The following is a 15058-nucleotide window of genomic DNA, read 5'->3' as shown; positions in this document are numbered from 1 at the left end:
GTAGAGGTGGTAATCGCCATGTCGAAGTCGTCGAGCCCGCGCACAGCGATCGAACGGGACGTGATGACCGCGGTCGTCGCACCGCGCTACGGGTCCAGTGACGTCCTGCGCGTGGAGGAGGCGCCGCGCCCGGCGCCCGCCGCGCATCAAGTCCTGGTGCGGGTCAGGGCGGCCGCCGTCGCCTCGGGTGACGTGCACCTGCTCACCGGCAAGCCGTACCTCATCCGGCTGATGGGTTTCGGGGTGCGCAGGCCCAAGCATCCGGTGATCGGCCATGATCTCGCGGGCGAGGTGGTGGCCGTCGGGTCGGCGGTCACTTCGCTCCGGATCGGTGATCGGGTCTACGGGGCAACGGATTTCGGCGCGTTCGCCGAGTACGTGTGTGTCGACGCCGCGACGCTCGCGCCGATGCCCGCCGGTCTCTCCTTCGAACAGGCTGCCGCCGTGCCGGATTCGGGCATGACCGCGCTGCAAGGGCTGCGCGATGTCGGCGGGGTGCGCGCCGGGCAGTCGGTGCTGATCAACGGCGCGTCCGGCGGTGTCGGCAGTTTCGCGGTGCAGATCGCCAAGGCGCTCGGCGCGCGGGTGACGGCGGTGTGCAGCACCCGCCATGTCGAATACCTCCGCGGCCTCGGCGCGGATCGGGTGATCGACTACACGGCAGCGGACTTCGTCGAATCCGGCGAACGCTACGACGTGCTGCTCGACCTGGTCGGCAACCGCAGCCTCTCCGACTGCCGCAGGGTGCTCACGCCCGAGGGCGTCTTCGTATCCTCCGCGGGCTCGCCGGGCGGGGACTGGATCGGTCCGGTGCTCTGGATCGGGCGGGTGGTCGTGGCCGACCTTTTCACCCGGCAGACCATGCGTCCGCTGCTGATGAAGCCGCGGCGAGCCGACCTGGAATTCCTGACCGAGCTCGTCGAGACCGGCAAGGTGCGCCCGGTCATCGAGCGCGAATACCCCTTGCGCGACGCCGCGACCGCGATCGCCCACGTCGCCGAAGGTCACGCCCAGGGCAAGACGGTGCTGATCGTCAGCCGGTCCGGTGCCGGCGAACCTTTGTGAGGGTTTCGCAGCGCTCCATCGCGTACCAGCGGCGGCCGCCGGGACGGGAGTCGTCGACGAAAGCAGGCCGCACTCGGCGGCGCACACCCGGATGTGGGCGGCGAGCGGCCCGCTGAACAGGTCGATGGCGGCGCGCGAGCGTTGGCGGCGCCGCGCGGGCAGTTGACGCGGCGTAGGTCGCGGTCGTGTCCTCGGTCGGCCCGGCACGAGCGTGGGGACGCGCCACCGCGGCATTGATCGCCGAAATGTCCTCAGGCACAGGCGAATAACCAAGTGCTTCGGCAAATTCGAGACTGATGTGCAGGCCACGAACATCGACATGCTGGTCAGCGTGGAGGGAAGGCTTTCGAGCGGGCAGTCGGCCGTCGAGGAGGCGCGGAGTGGGTGCGGGCGATCGGGAGGCGCACGCTGGTCGCGCATAAACGCGGTCGATCGAGTTCTGGCACCGGGACCAGTCGGGTTGGCTGATCTGGCCGGACATGTGTGGTGCAGGTCACCGGGGTGTGGCGAAACCGGTTGAGCCCCAACCGCGTCCAGTAATAGCGAAGACAATACGAGGGAGGGTGAAATGAAGACGATCATGACTGGCCGCCGATTCATCACTGCTGTTGCTCTGGCCGCGGTTTGCACCGGCGGTCTCGCGGTGGTCGGGACAGGTAGCGCAGGGGCAGAGACACCTACCTCCGTCGCCGTGGCGGTCGATTCGGCGGTGCCGTGGGAGTTCGAGCGCGATGCTAGGTACTACGCGCGGGTGTCGTGCTACTTCGAGACTCTGGACCGGAAGAACACTCGTGGTCCGCAGAAGTTCGAGGGCAGCGGCAAGACCGAAGTCGATGCGGTGAACGATGCCAAGCGCAAGGCTCAAGGCACTGTGGAGCGAGGGTGGAAGTTGAAGCACTGCCGCACCGACGACACATGGAAGAAATGACAGAAAGGTCTGCGCATGGACGACGATGACCGCCAGGTCTGGCAGGTCGCGATAGGTCTCGGGCTGCCCGACACTGCAGGTCCCGGATCTCGCGAGAGCGAGGAGATCCACCCCATCGCTCTGGCTCTGGAAGAGAGCGCCCATCGGATCCGCGGGGTCAACCGTATCCCGTGCTACACCGAGTTCGGCCCGGTCATCGAGATCGCGGCTTTCGCTCGGCGAGCGTACGGAGACGACTACGACCCAGCGGCCATCCCGGTCGAATGCAGCCTGGCTATCTATGTGACAGAGGAGGAACTGGACGAACTCGTGCAGGCCGTTGTGGAGGATCTCGGCGTCGATGAGCACGGATACTCGACCGTTGCTGGCCGAAAAGTCACCCTCGGGCTCCGGTCCATCTCGCTGGACTCTCCGGACAACAGCTTCTACCAGCACCTCGTTGACCAGTATCGGAACTAGGTAGCTCGGAGTGAGCGCGGCGGTTCAGGAGACGGCGTCCGCGAAGCGCTCGGCCAGCGCGCGGACGCGCTCGACGAGCTCGGGCGGCTCGTGCACCCGGAAGGGGAAGTCGAACAGCGCCACGTACACGGCGAGCTCGTCGAGCGAGTTGGAACCCGTTCGCAGCAGGCAACTTTCGTCGTCGATCGGCTCGATGACGCCCACCGTCGGCGCGATGCGGTCGGCGGCCACCGCCGCGGACACGCGAAGGGTGATGCGGGCGGCGTATCGGTAGGGCGCGGTCGTCACGCCTCGCGAGATGTAGCCCGCCAGGTCGATTTCGGGCGCCTCGCGCGGCGCGAATCGAGGCCCGGTGGGGATGCGCGGGTGCATCCGGTCGACCCGGTAGGTGCGCCAGTCGTCGCGATCGACATCCCAGCCGATGAGGTACCAGCGGCGGCCGGTGTGCGCCAGCCGGTGCGGTTCCACGGTGCGTAAAGCGCTCTCGCCCTCGTGGTTTCGGTAGTCGAAGCGCAACCGGTGCTGATCGCGGATGGCGGCGGCGACGGCGGTGAGCACATCCGGATCGACCGTCGCGCCCGCGGCGGGCACGGTGACCGTCACCGAGTGCAGCAGCTGCACGCGATGCCGCAAACGGGAGGGGAGTACCTGCTCGAGCTTGGTGAGGGCCCGCAGCGAGCTTTCCTCGATACCGGCGATGGTGCCGCCCGCGGCGGTACGCAGACCGACCGCGACGGCCACCGCCTCGTCGTCGTCGAGCAGCAGCGGAGGCAGCTTCGCGCCCGCGCCGAGCCGGTATCCCGCCACCCCGGCGGTGGCCTGCACCGGATAGTCGAGGGCGCGCAGCTTGTCGATGTCGCGGCGGACGGTGCGCACGTCGACCTCGAGGCGGGCGGCCAGCTCGGCCCCCGTCCAGTCGCGCGGGGTTTGCAACAGCGACAGCAAGCGCAGCAGCCGGGCGGAGGTTTCCAACATGCGAGCAAGTTTGCCCGAAGCCTAGGGCCGAAGCTGTCCTAGGTCGCTCCTATCGTAGTTCTCATGACCTTCGAGATCACCGAATTCCGCATCGACATCCCGCAGCAGCAGCTCGACGACCTGCACCGACGGCTCGACGCGGTGCGCTGGCCCGCGCCACTGCCCGGCGACGACTGGGACACCGGCGTGCCCACCGCGTGGCTGCGTTCGCTGGTCGAGCACTGGCGCACCGGCTACGACTGGCGCGCCGCCGAACGCGAACTCAACGCGCATCCGCAATTCCGCACCGAGATCGACGGCCAGACCATCCACTTCCTGCACGTCCGCTCGCCCGAACCGGACGCTCTTCCGCTGCTGCTCACGCACGGCTGGCCCGGCTCGGTGGTCGAATTCCTCGATCTGATCGGCCCGCTGACCGATCCGAGGTCGCACGGCGGCGATCCCGCCGATGCGTTCCACGTCGTCATCCCCGCACTACCCGGGTTCGGATTCTCCGGTCCCACCCGCGAATCCGGTTGGACCATCGAGCGAGTCGGGCGGGCATGGGCGGAATTGATGCGCAGGCTCGGCTACGACCGCTACGGCGTGCAGGGCGGCGACATCGGCGCGGCGGTCAGTCCCGAGGTCGCGCGGGTCGCGCCGGACCGGGTGGTCGGCGTGCACACCAACGGCGGCACGGGCGCGTTCCCGCCGCTCCCGCTCCCGGAGGAGGAGCTCGCCGAGCTGACCGACCTGGAGCGGGACCGGATCCGCCGGATCGAGGCGTTCATGAACGAGGAGTTCGGCTATATCGCGATCCAGTCCACCCGTCCACAGACCCTCGCCTACGGGCTCACGGATTCGCCGGTCGGCCAATTGGCCTGGATCATGGACAAATTCCGCGAGTGGACACACCCGCGCGCGGTGGAACCGGACAAGATCATCGACCGGGACCGCCTGCTGACCAACGCGATGCTGTACTGGCTCACCGGAACGGCGGGCTCCGCGGCCTACGTGGGCTACGCGCAGGACGCGCCGTGGGGCGCGACCAAGGTGAACTCCGGTGTGCCGACCGGTGTGCTCGTGTTGGCCCACGACGTCGCCATCCGCCGCTACGACGAGCGGGAGAACACCATCACCCGCTGGACCGACGTGGACCGCGGCGGGCATTTCGCCGCATTGGAGGAGCCGGAGCTGCTCACCGACGACGTGCGCGCGTTCTTCCGCGACCTGCGCTGAAGCTGAAAGACGCTGCCGCGCCCGTTCCGGCATGTCGTCGCCGGAACGGGCGCACAATCGATGGGCAGGACCGCGGTGAGCAGGAGCGATCGCCATGACCGAGCCGTTGCGAATGACGCAGGAACATCGAGAGGCCTTCTGGCGGCGCTGCGGCTGGTCACCCGAGCAGCCCGAGACACAGCGCCGCGCGATCGAGCAGCGCTGGGGCGACGAGTGGATCGACCTGGCCGAAGTTCTCGGCTGGTGAGGCGCTCCGCTCAGTCCGCGCCGAGTTCGCCCGCGCGTCGCCACGAGTCGCGCTCGGCGACAAAGGCTTTCGCCTGGACAACGCGGAAGCGGTCGATGTCGGCGGCGTTGCCGGCGAGGAACGCGCGGTAGTCCGCGAGCCGGAACTCGCCCTCCTCGGCGCGCACCTCCACCTTGCCCGCGGCGAAATCGGCTCGCATGTCGAGCAATTCCTCCGCGCTGACCGGGTACCAGCTGATGCGGTCGAAATAGCGCAGCAGCCAGGGTGTCTCGGTGGCGGCGTGGTTCCACACCTGGGTGGTACGTCCGACGAACTGGTAGCCGCCCGGACCTTCCATGCCGTAGATGCACAGATACGCGCCGCCGATCCCGACCGCGTTCTCCGGCGTCCAGGTGCGTGCGGGGTTGTACTTGGTGGTCACCAGCCGGTGGCGTGGATCGATCGGGGTGGCCACCGGCGCGCCGAGGTACACGTCGCCGAGACCGAGCACCAGATACTTCGCACCGAAGACGGTGTCGTAGACGTCCTGCACCGTGGCAAGCCCGTTCATCCGGCGGATGAACTCGATGTTCCACGGGCACCATGGCGCGTCGGCGCGCACGCCGTGCATGTAGCGGGTGATCGCTTCCTTGGTGGCGGGATCGTCCCAGGAGAGCGGCAGGTGCACGGTGCGGCTCGACACTACGAGGTCCGCGCCCGCGGGCAGCTCCCGCTCGGCTTCGGCGAGCAGCTCCAGCAGCACGGGCACGGGCAGGACGTGCGGATCGACGCGGATCTGCAAGGACCGCACACCGGGGGTCAGCTCGACCACCCCGCGCGGGTTCGCCGCCAGCAGGTGCTGGTGCAACGCGTGCACGCGGGCCCGCAAGCCGAGATCCAACGTCATCGCGCCGTATTCGACGAGCACGCCGTCGTCGCCCGCCCGGCGATACGTCACTCCCGTCTCCGCGTCCGCCTCGGCGCGGCGCAGCACGCCGTCGTCGCCGTCGCCGCCTGCGGAAAGAACCGAAGGCCACGACGCGCGACGGCCGGGACCGAGTTCGCGCAGCGAGGCGGCGTGCTCGCGGCGCACCGGCACGAAGCGCACCGCATCGCCGGGGCTGAGCTGGCCCAGCTTCCATCGGTCGGCCGCGACGACCGTGACCGGGCAGACGAACCCGCCGAGGCTCGGACCGTCGGGTCCGAGCAGAATGGGGGTGTCACCGGTGAAATCCAGCGCGCCGACGGAATACGGCGTGTCGTGGATGTTGGACGGATGCAGTCCGGCTTCCCCGCCGTCGGGGCGTGCCCACTCCGGCTTGGGGCCGATCAACCGCACGCCGGTGCGGTCGGAGTTGAAGTGCACCTCGTAGTCGGTGCCGACGATGGCGTCGAAATCGGCGCGGGTGAAGAACTCCGGTGCGCCGTGCGGTCCCTCGGTGACGGCCAGTTCCCAGCGCTTGGCCAGCGCCGGGCGGTCGTCGGTCGGCACGGCGGTCGCGAGAGGATCGCGCGGCGCGCCCAACGGCAGGATCTCCCCGGCGCGCAGCGCGGCGCCCGCGCTGCCGCCGAACCGTCCGAGCATGAAAGTGGCCATGCTGCCGAGGTATTCGGGCAGCTCGATGCCGCCCGCGAACAGCACGTAGGTGCGCATGCCGGGTCCGCGGATCGCGCCGACCTCCAGCACGCCGCCCGCGGGCACCAGGACCGTCCGCCACTGCTCGACGGGTGCGCCGTCCACCGTCACGTCCGCCGGTGCGCCCGTCACACACACCCACGTCGCGGTGGCGAACCGGAGCGTGGGCCCGCCGAGCGTGCATTCCAGCCCCGCCGCGCCCTCGGCATTGCCGAGCACCCGGTTGCCGAGCCGGAAGGACAGGTCGTCCATCGGGCCCGACGGCGGCACGCCGACGTGCCAGTAGCCGACGCGCCCCGGCCAATCCTGCACGGTGACAAGAATTCCGGGCCGCACCACGTCGACGACAGCGGCCGGCGCCTCGGCGGCCTCGGGTTGCGGGGCCGGGGCGGGAACTTCGACGACCGTCATCGCGTGACCACCATGCGCACCGGCGTGGGGTCGAAACCGTTGCACGGGTTGTTGATCTGCGGGCAGTTGGACACCAGCACCAACGTGTCGATCTCGGCGCACAGGGTCACCTTCTTGCCTGGCGCGGACAACCCGTCCACGATGCCGAGGGTGCCGTCGGGCTCCACAGGGACGTTCATGAACCAGTTGATGTTCGACACCAGATCCCGTTTGCCGAGGCCGTATTTCATCGCCTCGACGAGGAAGTTCTCCACGCAGGCGTGCTGGTGGCGGGTGTGATGACCGTAGCGAAGGGTGTTGGACTCCTGCGAGCAGGCGCCCGCGATGGTGTCGTGGTTGCCGACCTCGTCGGCGATCACCGTCATCAGCGCGGTGCCCGCCTCGGTCAGCAGCACGCTGCCCGTGGTCAGGAAGATATTGCGCTGGGCGGCGACGGTGGCCTGGGCGCTGTAGCGGTCGGCGGTGTCGGCGGCGGCGTAGAGCAGGCAGTCGACGGCCTGGTTGCCGTGCAGGTCGATGATCTCCAGCTGCTCGCCCGCGCGGACGATCGCCGACCACGGCGCGCGGGCGGGGACGGTCTCGTCGAGTACGACGGTGCGAGACAGGGGCGGGGTCATGCCGTCATCTCCATGGTCGTGGCCGTCCAGGCCGCTTCGGTGTTCTGCACGGCCCGCTGGTATTCCGGGTCGCCGTTGTGATTCGCGGTCAGGTCCCCGGGTGCGGACCAGGCGACGATGTCGAGGTCGGTGGTGGCGCGCTCGTCGAGCGGGTGCGCGGCGTTGGCCACCAGCATGATCGCGGGCAGGTGGACGAGCAGGTCCACCGAGGAGCCCGCGGCCGCGCTGCCGGTCGCGTTCAACGCGCCGTCCGGCGCCACCCGGACCCCGCGGAAGAACGAGACGCTCGGCGCGATATCGCGTGGCGAGAGGCCCTGTTTGGCGCCCGCGAGGCGCAGCAGCCCGCGAGCCTCGGGCGTGGGGCCGCACAGGGTGTCGTGGTGGCCCGAGCTGTCGGCCAGCAGGGTGGCCAGCACCCGGCCCTGATCGGTGAGCAGCGGATGCCCTGTCGAAAGGTATGCCTGCCAGGGCACTTTCACGGTATCGGCGACGTTCAGCCGCTCCCACGGCGCGTCGGCGCGCAGCAGCAGCACGTGGGCGCACGCGGACCCGGCGGGGTCGCTCAGCCGGATGCGGGTGCCTCGTCCTAGGACGACATTGGCGTATCCGTCCGCCGGAATGCGCTGCACCCAGGTGATCTTCGCGGACGGCACGTCGGGGGGCAGGTCCGGTCCGGCGAAGGTCGCGGCCGCGGCCTGTGCGCGAGCGTGCGAGCGGGCGCCCCCGGTGGAGGCGGTGCCTGGGCTGCTTGGCTCGGTCATCGAGAATCCTTTCGAGATGAACCCGTGCGCGGCGGTCGGCGGCCCGAACGCCGCGCACGGAACGAACGCGGTCAGGCCGGTTGCCGGGCCGGTTCGCCGCTCGCGGCGGTGCGCGGCGCGGCCACGACGAACCGGTGCACGATCGCGCCGACGGCGGCCACGGCGAGCACGAAAAGCGGCGCGGCCCAGAGCATCCACCAGCCGCCGCCGTTCGGCGTGTACACCTCGGCGCGCGGCCAGGCCAGGTTGATCACCATGGCGACACCCCACACCACCGCCAGCGCGTTCACCGGAATCCCGAAGCGGCCCAGCCTGAACAGCGATTCGTCGGCGACCTCCGCCGTGCGGCCCCAGCCCCGCAGCCGCCGGACCAGCAGCGGCACGGTGACCAGCAGGTAGGCCAGGTACAGCGAGACGATGCAAACGCTGGCGAGGGTCGCGAAGATCGCGGCGTTGCCGAGATTCACCACCAGCAGCGCTATCCCGAGCAGACCGATCACCACCGCGGGCAGCACGGGGGTGCCGAAGCGTGGATGCACCGCCCCGAGCTGCCTGGCGAAGGGCAGCTTGCCGTCGCGGGCCATGGAGAACATGAGCCGCGAGCCTGCGGTCTGAATCGCCAAGGTGCACACCATGACCGCGACGGCGACGCAGCCGAGCAGCACCTTGCCCGCCGGGCTGTCCAGCTTCGAGGTCAGCACGTAGGCGAGTCCTTCGGTGGCCAGCGCGCCGTCGTCCAGGCTCGGAGCCGCCATCAGCGCGCCGAGCAGCATGAGCCCGCCGCCGAGCGCGGAGACCGACAACGCGGTGAGAATGGTGCGCGGCGCGACCCGGCGCGGGTTCTTGGTCTCCTCGGAAAGCTCACCGGCGGAATCGAATCCGACCATCACGTAGGCGGCCATCAGGCCGGAGACGAGGAAGGCGGCCCAGTACGGTCCCGGCGCGGCCTGATCGGTGTGCAGCACGACCCCCGGTCCGCGTTCGCTGTTCACGAAGAACAGGCCGATGATCGCCGCGACGCCGACGATCTCGATGGTGACGCCGATGGAGTTGATCTTCGCCATCAGGTCGATGCCGATGACGTTGACGGTGGTGGTGACGATCAGCAGGATGCTGCCGAGCAGCACCGCGTTGGCCGCGCCGGACGCGGACGTGAGCGCGGTGTCCTCGCCGACGATCTGGAATCCGCTCCAGATCGCCGGCAGCACCACCTGGAGCGCGATGGCGGCCGCGGCCGCGGTCACGATCTGCGCGACGACCATCATCCAGCCCGCGAACCAGCCGACGCGCTCGCCGCCGAGCCGCCGCGACCATTGGTAGATACAGCCGGAAAGCGGGTAGCGGGCGGCCAGTTCGGCGAAGTTCAGCGCGACGAGGAACTGCCCGGCGAAGACGATCGGCCAGGTCCAGAAGAAGGCGGCGCCGCCGAACGAGTAGCCGAAGCCGAAGAACTGGAAGATCGTGGTGAGGATCGAGACGAAAGAGAAGCCCGCCGCGAACGAGGCGTAGCGACCCAGCTTACGGTGGAGGACGGGTCGATAGCCGAAACTGGCGAGGTCGGCGCTGTCGACGTTGGCGTCGGAGGGCGGAGGCGGGGCGACTGTTGTGGCCATGGGCGGTGTCCTTCGGCGTGCGGCCAATACCTATCGCATGACAGTTTTGCGTCCACGATCGCGGTTTCGGTGTCCGCCGTGTATCGCTTGCGGCAACCCCGGTAACTTCTGCGTTGCCTGAGTTTCTATCGAGTGACAGAAACCTCTCGGGCGGATGACGGCCGCCGATGGCGCCGACCGCCGACCTGGCTCACGGTGCCAGAATGGGCAGGTGGCAAACCTCGGTCCCGGCCGTCCCCGTTTGGAACAGCGACCCCGCCGCGGTCACACGCCGCGCGCGGAAATCCTTGACGCGGCGGGCGAACTGTTCACCACGAACGGCTACGCCAACACCTCGACCAGGGCGGTGGCCGACGCCGTCGGCATCCGACAGGCGTCCCTGTACCACCATTTCGCCGCCAAGGACGACATCCTCGACGCGCTGCTCTCCGAAACCATCGCCGCCCCACTCGAACTCGCCGAGCGCCTGCGCGCCGACACGGACCCCGCGCCGACCCGGCTGTACGCGCTGGCCTGGTTCGACGTGCGACAACTCTGCGCGGCACGCTGGAATCTCGGTGCGCTGTACCTGCTTCCCGAGCTGCGCACCGAGCGCTTCGCGGCTTTCCGGCTGCGTCGCGACGAATTGCGCGGGCACTACGAGACATTGGCCGAGGCCGTCGTCGAAGGCGCGGGCGCGGCGGGGATTCCCGGCGCGGAGGTGCTGCCGTTCCGCCTCGTCGAGACGGTGATCAGCATCCGGTCCGACGAGGGCCGCGCGCCCGCTTACCCCGAGCAGACCATTCCCGACGCCGCGCTGCGCATGCTCGGCTGGGCCGGTGACCTGGAGGAGGCGCGCTCCGACGCGGCCTTCCTGCTGGAGCGGTTCGCCGCGGACTGACGCCGCCGCGGGTCAGCCCTTGCCGCGGCCCGCCTTGAAGCCGAAGTCCCAGTTGTACATCCGCGCGATCTCCATGACACCCGCGCACGGCCTGCCCGCGGGCGGGCGGATGAAGGTGCCCTCGCGGCGGACCACCAACTCGCCGTTGATGTTCTCGATATGCGCGAGCACCGCGTCGCGCGAGTCGTCCGCGCAGCCGTCGAGCGTCATCTCGATCGGCGGGCAGTTCAGCGGATACAGCGTCGCGGTGGCGTGCACGCCGCGGAAATCGTTGGCGCCCTCGTAGATCGAGGTGAAGACCAGGATGCGGCGGAACTGGGCGGTGAAATCCAGGTTGATGTCCAGATTTTCGCCGGTGGCGCTGCTGCCGGTGCGGTCGTCTTGGTCCAGCTGGATGAACGGCGGACGGTCGAGGGCGCCGAACGAGCGGTCGAGGGCGCGCACCGAGCCGATCCGGCCGTCGGCCAGCTCGAAGAAGCAGCTGAGGTCCAGATCCAAGCCGCCTCCGCCGCGCCGCCTGCCGAACAGACCGCCGCCGCGGTGCGATTGGCTGGTCCAGTTCAGGTTGATCCGCATGGTGCCGCGGGTCGCGCCCTGCTTGGTGAGCGACACCGAGGGCGCTTCCTTGGTGAGCGAGATCTTGCTCATGTTCACCGGCGCGCCGCCGCCCTGCGGAGGCGGCGGGGGAGCGTACTGCTGCTGCGGAGGCGGCGGCGCGTACTGCTGCTGGGGCGGCGGGGGAGCGTACTGCTGCTGCGCGAATTGCGTTGGCGGCGGAGCGTATTGCTGCTGCGGCTGGGGAGCGTACTGCTGCTGGGGCGGCGCGTACGGCTGCTGCTGCGGCGGAGGAGGAGGCGCGTACTGCTGGGTCGGCGGTGGGGTGAACTGCTGGGGCGGCGCGGGCGGTGGCGTCTGCTGTGCCGCCGGAGCCGGAGCGTCGTCGACGCTGATGCCGAAATCGGTCGCCAACCCGGCCAATCCGGAGTCATAGCCCTGACCTACCGCGCGGAACTTCCACGCGCCTTGACGGCGGTACAGCTCGCCGAGCACGAACGCGGTCTCGGTGGTGGCGTCGGTGCTGTCGAAGCGGGCCACCTCGGCGCCGTTCGAGGCGTCGAGCACCCGCACGTACAGGCCGCGGAACTGGCCGAAGGTGCCGCCGTCGGAGGATGCGGCGACGACGATGGTCTCGATCTGCGGTTCGACCTGCGCCAGCTGCACCGACAGCACGTCGAGCACCGTCGGGCCCTGCTGCTTGCCCTCGTGCCGGACGGCGCCCGACGGGTGTTGCGGCTGGTTGTAGAAAACGAAGTCGTTGTCGGAGCGGACCTTTCCGCCGACCAGCAGCAAAGCCGAGGCATCCGCGTCCGGAATTCCCGGGCCCGATTGCCACCCCAGCTCGATGCGAACCGCGGACATCGGCACCGCAACGTTGGCGCCCTTCATCATCGACACGACAGTCAACGTATACGACGCGGGCGGTGCTCGTCATCCGTGTTCGGCGCCGCGGCGGAAGAACGGCGCGACCGGTTCGTCCGCGCGCGAGTTCAGCGCGTCGGCGGTGCGACGTTCCAGTGCGTGCTCAGCGCACCGGCGATCTCCGGCAGCACCGTCACCGGAACCCGCTTGTGCCGCAGCATCTCCCGTATCTGCTTCACCTGATCGCGTTTGCGCAGGTCGTAGGCGCCCGACACGGGACGGACCACCGGCGGGATGGACAGCAGCACCAGTTCGCCGTGCCGCTCGTCGCCGCCGGCCAGATCGAGTGCCAGCGACCAGTGGGCCTGATCGTCGAGCGCGAATCGGCCGGCGACCACCCGGTCCCATTCGATGCTGGACTCCGCCCACGGCGTGCGGCGATAGATGGCGCCCTCGGTGAGCAGGATCGCGTCCCGCCCGAAGAGCGCAACCAACAGCGCGATGCCGCCGACCCCGCCCGCGAGCAGGCCGGTGAACACCCGATTCAGCCCGAAACCGGCGACGATCGCGGCGCATACGAGAACTGTCACCGCGATGCCGAGCGCGCCGTACAGCATGGCCCGTCGAGTCGGGACCACGCCCGCGCGCACCATCGTCATCTCTGTCTCGCCTCCCGGGGAACTACGGGCTCACCGTACCCGCTCGCTCGGTGCGTCGAAGCGGGCGGCGCTGTGCGCGGCCTCGGCACGCACCGGTACGCCGGGCCGAGACGTCCGCGCGGTGTGTACCCATCGTTGGCGCCGAGCCGTCAGGCGCGTAGCGCGACCGCCGCCTCCGCGGTGTAGACCAGGAACTGCAAGCTCTGCTGGAAATAGAGCCGCACCGAGTCGGCGTCGTGCGAGAGGTAACCGATCGAGAGGTCCTGTCCGAGGCTCAGATCGAAGTCGCCGCCGCGGGTGGTCAGCACGAACGCGCCGTCGATGGCGGGCGCCCAGATGATCTCGCCCTCCGGGATGAGGCGCTCGATGTGTGTGCGGATCGGGTGACCGTGGTCGGAGGTCTCGCTCACCGCGGTGTAGAGATCGGCGCTCAACAGCACCGAGTACGGTCCGTCGACGCCGGCCAGGCGCAGCGCGCTCAGCGATTGCGCGACGGCCTCCGGGACCAGGCGCGGATCGGTGGGCACCTGGATCGGTTCGTTCGACGAGCTCGCCCGGATACCGGTGATGTTCGCGCCGGGGTAGCCCTCGAAGATGGCGCGGTCCTCGGCGAAAGCGATGCGCCGCGCGGCCTCCTTCACCGGGTCCAGATCGGTGTCCTTGGCGCCGCGCTCGACGTTGTCGAGTTCCTCGCGCGAGAGCGTGAACGGAACCCGCAACTCGACCAGCGGCGCGACGACGCGCTGGCGCGCCTGCACGCCCTCGTCCGGCGCGTCGATCGGGGTGGTGCGACCGAGCCCGACGGCGGAGTAGTCGGCGCCGTGCGGGCCGGACACGTCGACCACCCTGCGCCCCGCGATGTGCCGCTTGAAGGTGCGGGTGGCCTCTTCTTCGATCGCCGTCCATGCCTCGGAGGTGATCGGCGCGAGTTCGCGATGGAGGTTGTTCACGGCGTGCTCCTATTCAACGTGCCGATACCGAGTGAGCCGTCGCCCGCTACGGCGGACATATCGACGTCGGGCATATCAACGTCATTGCGCGGCAGAGATTCCCCGCCCGTCGCCGCGGCGGACGCCGCGTTCGGCGCGGGCGGCAGGTCGTCGAAGAAATCCAGTGGCGGAGTGAAGAACAGCGTGCCGGTGACCGCGACCGAGAAGTCCAGAATCCGGTCGTAGGCCGCCTCTTCGGTGCCCTCGAACATCCGCGAGAGCATGGTCTCGGTGACGCTCGGGGTGGCCGCGTAGGCGATGTAGTAGGTGCCGAACCGGCCCTCGCGCACGCTGCCGAACGGCATGTTGGCGCGCACGATCTGGCGTTCGTTGCCGTCCGCGTCGACCAGCGTGTTCACCGCGACGTGCGAATCGGCGGGCTTGTCCTCGTCGGAGAGCTCGAAATCGTCCAGCTTGGTGCGGCCGATGATCTTCTCCTGCTCCTCGACCGTCAGCGCGCGCCAGTCGTCGAGCGGATGCAGGTACTTCTGCACGATCACGTAACTGCCACCGGCGAATTCGGGATCCTCGTCACCGATCAGGGCGGCGCTCATCGCGGCCGCGCCCTCCGGATTCTCGGTGCCGTCCACGAAACCGAGCAGGTCGCGCTGCTCGAAATAGCGGAAGCCGGCGGTCTCGTCGACGATGGTCGCAGCGCCCGCGAGCCGGTCGCCGATCACCATCGCCAGTTCGAAACAGGCGTCGTGCACCTCGGACCTGATGTGGAACAGCAGATCGCCCGGCGTGGACGGCGCCCGATGGCGCGCGCCGACGAACTCGCGCAGCGGATGCAGCTCGGCGGGCCGTGGTCCGGCGAACAAGCGGTCCCACGCGTCCGAGCCGATCGAGGCGACACAGCTCAACCCGGCGCCGGGCAACCGGAAGCCGACCGAACGGCGCAAACCGGGCAGGTCGGCGAGCAGATCGCGCACCGCCGCTTCTCCGCCCTCATCGATCGTGGCGACGAGGAAGATCGCGGCCGGTGTCAGCGGTTCGAGGATCGGCTGCGGCTCACCCATGATCAACAGGGTAGTTGGCGCGCTGGCGCGCACGTGTTCGCGGGCTGTGTTGTTGGCGCGCTGGCGCGCGCGGGTTCGCGGCCCCTTGTGTCTCGCTTCCCAGCGGTCGAGACTCGCGACTTCGTCGCATGCGCTTCGACCGCTGGGTAGCGAGACGGCCGCGAACGGGCTCGTAAGACTCGC

Annotated in this window: 16 protein-coding genes; 6 read left to right on the top strand and 10 right to left on the bottom strand. The window is 69.5% G+C overall.

Features of this window, described 5'->3' with window-relative positions:
• The first annotated feature begins 18 nt into the window (after positions 1-18).
• Entirely contained in the window at positions 19-1065 is a 1047-nt protein-coding gene (locus AB0H50_RS28390; protein ID WP_357458407.1) for an NAD(P)-dependent alcohol dehydrogenase, read from the top strand.
• On the opposite strand, the gene AB0H50_RS28385 is transcribed toward AB0H50_RS28390, so the two are convergent.
• A complete protein-coding gene (locus AB0H50_RS28385) occupies positions 1034-1546 on the bottom strand; it encodes a CGNR zinc finger domain-containing protein (protein WP_357458405.1) in 513 nt (170 codons plus the stop codon). The genes AB0H50_RS28390 and AB0H50_RS28385 overlap by 32 nt on opposite strands.
• Before the next feature lie 87 nt (positions 1547-1633).
• Between AB0H50_RS28385 and AB0H50_RS28380 the strand changes: the two genes are divergently transcribed.
• Entirely contained in the window at positions 1634-1993 is a 360-nt protein-coding gene (locus tag AB0H50_RS28380; RefSeq protein ID WP_357458402.1) for a hypothetical protein, read from the top strand.
• 15 nt (positions 1994-2008) lie between these two features.
• The gene (locus AB0H50_RS28375; RefSeq protein WP_357458400.1) at positions 2009-2452 is read left to right on the top strand and encodes a hypothetical protein; all 444 of its coding nucleotides are present in this window, start codon (positions 2009-2011) and stop codon (positions 2450-2452) included.
• Positions 2453-2476: 24 nt separating this feature from the next.
• Here AB0H50_RS28375 and AB0H50_RS28370 read toward each other — a convergent pair whose 3' ends face one another.
• A complete protein-coding gene (locus AB0H50_RS28370; RefSeq protein WP_357458398.1) occupies positions 2477-3427 on the bottom strand; it encodes a YafY family protein in 951 nt (316 codons plus the stop codon).
• 63 nt (positions 3428-3490) lie between these two features.
• Here AB0H50_RS28370 and AB0H50_RS28365 point away from each other — a divergent pair, with 63 nt between their 5' ends.
• Together AB0H50_RS28365 and AB0H50_RS28360 are read left to right on the top strand one after the other, a co-directional pair.
• Positions 3491-4645 (top strand): epoxide hydrolase family protein, encoded by a 1155-nt coding sequence (locus tag AB0H50_RS28365; RefSeq protein ID WP_357458396.1) that lies wholly within the window; start codon positions 3491-3493, stop codon positions 4643-4645.
• Between the two features lie 94 nt (positions 4646-4739).
• Complete coding sequence (locus tag AB0H50_RS28360; RefSeq protein WP_357458393.1) at positions 4740-4892, top strand: hypothetical protein; 153 nt, start codon at positions 4740-4742, stop codon at positions 4890-4892.
• Positions 4893-4902: 10 nt separating this feature from the next.
• On the opposite strand, the gene AB0H50_RS28355 is transcribed toward AB0H50_RS28360, so the two are convergent.
• The 4 genes from AB0H50_RS28355 to AB0H50_RS28340 all read right to left on the bottom strand — a co-directional run bounded on the left by AB0H50_RS28355 (position 4903) and on the right by AB0H50_RS28340 (position 9909).
• A complete protein-coding gene (locus AB0H50_RS28355; protein WP_357458390.1) occupies positions 4903-6918 on the bottom strand; it encodes a 5-oxoprolinase/urea amidolyase family protein in 2016 nt (671 codons plus the stop codon).
• A complete protein-coding gene (locus tag AB0H50_RS28350) occupies positions 6915-7535 on the bottom strand; it encodes an urea amidolyase associated protein UAAP2 (RefSeq protein WP_357458387.1) in 621 nt (206 codons plus the stop codon). The genes AB0H50_RS28355 and AB0H50_RS28350 overlap by 4 nt, the downstream gene beginning before the upstream one ends.
• Positions 7532-8296, bottom strand: a complete 765-nt coding sequence (locus tag AB0H50_RS28345) for a DUF1989 domain-containing protein (protein WP_357458385.1) — start codon at positions 8294-8296, stop codon at positions 7532-7534. The genes AB0H50_RS28350 and AB0H50_RS28345 overlap by 4 nt, the downstream gene beginning before the upstream one ends.
• A 71-nt stretch (positions 8297-8367) precedes the next feature.
• Positions 8368-9909 carry an amino acid permease gene (locus tag AB0H50_RS28340; protein WP_357458382.1) on the bottom strand — a complete coding sequence of 514 codons (1542 nt, stop codon included), beginning with the start codon at positions 9907-9909 and terminating at the stop codon, positions 8368-8370.
• 211 nt (positions 9910-10120) lie between these two features.
• Here AB0H50_RS28340 and AB0H50_RS28335 point away from each other — a divergent pair, with 211 nt between their 5' ends.
• Complete coding sequence (locus AB0H50_RS28335) at positions 10121-10789, top strand: helix-turn-helix domain-containing protein (protein WP_357458379.1); 669 nt, start codon at positions 10121-10123, stop codon at positions 10787-10789.
• A 12-nt stretch (positions 10790-10801) separates the two neighbouring features.
• Here the strand turns inward: AB0H50_RS28335 and AB0H50_RS28330 are convergent, their stop codons facing one another.
• The 4 genes from AB0H50_RS28330 to AB0H50_RS28315 form a co-directional block, all read right to left on the bottom strand.
• On the bottom strand, positions 10802-12238 hold the full coding sequence (locus AB0H50_RS28330) for a TerD family protein (protein ID WP_357458857.1): 1437 nt from the start codon (positions 12236-12238) through the stop codon (positions 10802-10804).
• 98 nt (positions 12239-12336) lie between these two features.
• Positions 12337-12867: a hypothetical protein gene (locus AB0H50_RS28325; protein WP_357458376.1), complete on the bottom strand. Its 531-nt coding sequence runs from the start codon at positions 12865-12867 to the stop codon at positions 12337-12339.
• A gap of 149 nt (positions 12868-13016) precedes the next feature.
• The gene (locus AB0H50_RS28320) at positions 13017-13817 is read right to left on the bottom strand and encodes a family 1 encapsulin nanocompartment shell protein (RefSeq protein WP_357458373.1); all 801 of its coding nucleotides are present in this window, start codon (positions 13815-13817) and stop codon (positions 13017-13019) included.
• Complete coding sequence (locus AB0H50_RS28315) at positions 13814-14875, bottom strand: Dyp-type peroxidase (RefSeq protein ID WP_357458370.1); 1062 nt, start codon at positions 14873-14875, stop codon at positions 13814-13816. Before AB0H50_RS28315 ends, AB0H50_RS28320 begins: the two co-directional genes overlap by 4 nt.
• Between the last annotated feature and the right edge of the window lie 183 nt (positions 14876-15058).

Origin of the sequence: Nocardia sp. NPDC050793 (genome assembly GCF_040654065.1) — a bacterium.
In the GTDB taxonomy this organism is placed as follows: Bacteria; Actinomycetota; Actinomycetes; order Mycobacteriales; family Mycobacteriaceae; genus Nocardia.
The sequence above is the reverse complement of the archived record's forward strand: the minus strand, read 5'-3'. Positions and strand labels throughout refer to the sequence as shown.

Bases quoted from the DNA above. Each gene is read 5' to 3' on its own strand.
- AB0H50_RS28390 (WP_357458407.1), top strand. From the start codon at position 19: ATGTCGAAGTCGTCGAGCCCGCGCACAGCGATCGAACGGGACGTGATG.
- AB0H50_RS28385 (WP_357458405.1), bottom strand. From the start codon at position 1,546: ATGTCCGGCCAGATCAGCCAACCCGACTGGTCCCGGTGCCAGAACTCG.
- AB0H50_RS28380 (WP_357458402.1), top strand. From the start codon at position 1,634: ATGAAGACGATCATGACTGGCCGCCGATTCATCACTGCTGTTGCTCTG.
- AB0H50_RS28375 (WP_357458400.1), top strand. From the start codon at position 2,009: ATGGACGACGATGACCGCCAGGTCTGGCAGGTCGCGATAGGTCTCGGG.
- AB0H50_RS28370 (WP_357458398.1), bottom strand. From the start codon at position 3,427: ATGTTGGAAACCTCCGCCCGGCTGCTGCGCTTGCTGTCGCTGTTGCAA.
- AB0H50_RS28365 (WP_357458396.1), top strand. From the start codon at position 3,491: ATGACCTTCGAGATCACCGAATTCCGCATCGACATCCCGCAGCAGCAG.
- AB0H50_RS28360 (WP_357458393.1), top strand. From the start codon at position 4,740: ATGACCGAGCCGTTGCGAATGACGCAGGAACATCGAGAGGCCTTCTGG.
- AB0H50_RS28355 (WP_357458390.1), bottom strand. From the start codon at position 6,918: ATGACGGTCGTCGAAGTTCCCGCCCCGGCCCCGCAACCCGAGGCCGCC.
- AB0H50_RS28350 (WP_357458387.1), bottom strand. From the start codon at position 7,535: ATGACCCCGCCCCTGTCTCGCACCGTCGTACTCGACGAGACCGTCCCC.
- AB0H50_RS28345 (WP_357458385.1), bottom strand. From the start codon at position 8,296: ATGACCGAGCCAAGCAGCCCAGGCACCGCCTCCACCGGGGGCGCCCGC.
- AB0H50_RS28340 (WP_357458382.1), bottom strand. From the start codon at position 9,909: ATGGCCACAACAGTCGCCCCGCCTCCGCCCTCCGACGCCAACGTCGAC.
- AB0H50_RS28330 (WP_357458857.1), bottom strand. From the start codon at position 12,238: ATGATGAAGGGCGCCAACGTTGCGGTGCCGATGTCCGCGGTTCGCATC.
- AB0H50_RS28325 (WP_357458376.1), bottom strand. From the start codon at position 12,867: ATGACGATGGTGCGCGCGGGCGTGGTCCCGACTCGACGGGCCATGCTG.
- AB0H50_RS28315 (WP_357458370.1), bottom strand. From the start codon at position 14,875: ATGGGTGAGCCGCAGCCGATCCTCGAACCGCTGACACCGGCCGCGATC.